At 47.0% G+C, this 2,283-nt stretch carries 3 protein-coding genes; 1 reads left to right on the top strand and 2 read right to left on the bottom strand.

Translation table 11 applies throughout. The features are described from left to right. Positions 1–55 precede the first annotated feature (55 nt). The gene (locus AC3A8L_RS21330) at positions 56–442 is read right to left on the bottom strand and encodes a hypothetical protein (protein ID WP_487964291.1); all 387 of its coding nucleotides are present in this window, start codon (positions 440–442) and stop codon (positions 56–58) included. Between the two features lie 188 nt (positions 443–630). Here AC3A8L_RS21330 and AC3A8L_RS21335 point away from each other — a divergent pair, with 188 nt between their 5' ends. Continuing rightward, positions 631–1,602: a helix-turn-helix transcriptional regulator gene (locus AC3A8L_RS21335; protein WP_487964292.1), complete on the top strand. Its 972-nt coding sequence runs from the start codon at positions 631–633 to the stop codon at positions 1,600–1,602. 173 nt (positions 1,603–1,775) lie between these two features. Here the strand turns inward: AC3A8L_RS21335 and AC3A8L_RS21340 are convergent, their stop codons facing one another. Beyond that, a complete protein-coding gene (locus AC3A8L_RS21340; RefSeq protein ID WP_487964293.1) occupies positions 1,776–2,177 on the bottom strand; it encodes an MAPEG family protein in 402 nt (133 codons plus the stop codon). Positions 2,178–2,283: the final 106 nt, after the last annotated feature.

Genomic DNA, 2,283 nt, shown 5'->3' on the forward strand with positions numbered 1-2,283 from the left:
GGAAGTAGGAGGCAAGTATTATTGGATAAAGTATTTTTTCCTCGGCCCTAAAGTCCTAACTTAAATGACAAATTTTGCAGAGCTCTAGGAACATACTGGGGTAATAGCTGGGGCTTGTTTGAATGGGGTGTACGGGGCTGCGGCAATTGCGACCAAAGCGCAAACCTTTGGCCGTCAACACATTAATCTTTCTGTAGCTGTCAAAGTGACTTAGGCTTGGGCGATAAAGCGTCATCAACAAACCTTGCTCGCGCAAAATCTTATTGGCTTTTTGTGCGCTAATGCCTGGTGCATAGTGTTTTAGTAATGTTGTTAGCGGTAGGGTGGACGGGAGCGTGACGGGGTTTTGATTGGGGGCAGGGTCATTATCGCAAGGGCGCGACGGAGTAGGGGTGGCTGTGAAACTTAACGCTTGAGTTGGATAAACAGGGTAGCGCATCATAAAATAACTCCAGTTATTGATGATTAAGCGACTGAATCAGATCGCAGGAAAAAGCGGCGCGGCATCGGTAATGCGTGGCGGCTTATCAGTTCACAAAACAGCATTGATGGGCTGCCTTGTGAACATGCGAGTATTATCGCAAGGCGCTGTCTCAGATCATGAGACTGTCAAATAAGAGAATGAAAAATATGGACGGTTTTGATCGTATTTACGATTTACACAAGATTTTACAGCGCCGAAAATCGGCGATTCCGCTAAAGGATATATTGGCGGAAATGGAGTGTTCCCGCGCGACCTTCAATCGCATTAAGCGCCACATGAGTGACTTTTTGGGCGCGCCCATTGAATACAGTCGGGAACAGGGTGGGTATCGGTATGGCGATGGTCACTACGAGTTGCCCGGAACTTGGTTCAACGAGCAAGAGTTGCATGCCATGGTGGTGATGCATGCGCTTTTGGAAAATACCGGTAGTGGCTTGTTAACTGAGCAATTGGCGCCAATAAAGGCTCGCTTTGAGCAATTACTGGCGGCCTCGTCTGTTAATGCATCAGCGTTGAGTGAAAAAATTGTTGTGGTGAATGCTATTACGCGCCCGGTGAAGCATCGTTTTTTTGTTCGCTTGGCGAGTGCTTTATTTAACGAGGAAACCTTAGCGATTACGTACCTTGGGCGTGAGGGTGGTGAAATATCCGAGCGTGTTATTTCACCGTTGCGGTTAGTACTTTATCGAGGTAATTGGTATTTAGATTGCTGGTGCCATTGGCGATGCGCTTTGCGTACCTTTGCGCTGGAAAATATTCAGCAATGTGGCGTAAGCGACAGCCAGTTTTATGCGGTAAATGCCGAATCATTAAATGAGCATGTGAAGCCCACCTACGGAATTTATGCGGGGCAGGCTAATGAGCAGGCGACGCTTAAATTTTGTGCAGCCGCGGCGGCCAGGGTGATGGCAGAGCAATGGCATCCGGATCAGCAGCTCACAGTTAATGACGATGGCAGCCTGTGTTTAAGCCTGCCATATGATGTGACCTTACCGGCAGAACTGGTGGCAGATATCTTAAGTTATGGCGGTGATGTTGAAGTGCTTTCTCCAGCATCATTACGCTCCAGGGTAACCGATGTATTGCAGGCCGCATTAGCGCGCTATGAGGGCGGTTAGGGACGAGGAAACAATATTTCATCCACTAATGCTTGATCTCGACATCCTTACCTTCGTTGCTTAAAGCGTTACATGCCCCGGCATGCGCCCCTTTAAGCGTCTCGATAAGAAAGCCGATCTCTTCGCCTAATTGGATAAACTATTATTGCCTCCTCCCTTAATGTACGTTTGGCTCAGTTTTGAAATTGGATAACAAGGTTAATCCAAAGTGCCAAAGTAAGGATCACCCCAAGCCAAAATACAAGCATGCGGTGCAAAATATTGTTATACGTAAGGTGAACGATAGCGTGCGCCACGCGTGAAAATACAAACAACCATGCCGCGATTAATGCAAATGAGCTGTGAATATTTAGGGCCAAGTAAAGCGTGCAAGCGACATAGAATAAAACGGGTAACTCAAATTGATTATTGTAGTTACGGGTGGTGCGGGTTACGAAATCGGGTAGCTCGCCTTGCATCGTGCGAAAGGCTTTAATCGGTATCTGTTTATTGCGTACCCCTTTTACTCGGCTTGTAACGGCAATAACGCCAATAATAGTGGTGAGAACAACCATGGCAAACATCGCATATAACATGAGATTCCTTTAGGTGTTTACTGCTTATTGGCCGGCCATGGTAACGGCTTTTAGGGGCGTAAGGGACGAGGAAACAATATTTCATCCACTAATGCTTGATCTCGAC

The organism is Marinagarivorans sp., assembly GCF_982758155.1.

Coding starts and splice junctions, on each gene's coding strand:
- AC3A8L_RS21335 (WP_487964292.1), top strand. CDS start 631: ATGGACGGTTTTGATCGTATTTACGATTTACACAAGATTTTACAGCGC.
- AC3A8L_RS21330 (WP_487964291.1), bottom strand. CDS start 442: ATGATGCGCTACCCTGTTTATCCAACTCAAGCGTTAAGTTTCACAGCC.
- AC3A8L_RS21340 (WP_487964293.1), bottom strand. CDS start 2,177: ATGTTATATGCGATGTTTGCCATGGTTGTTCTCACCACTATTATTGGC.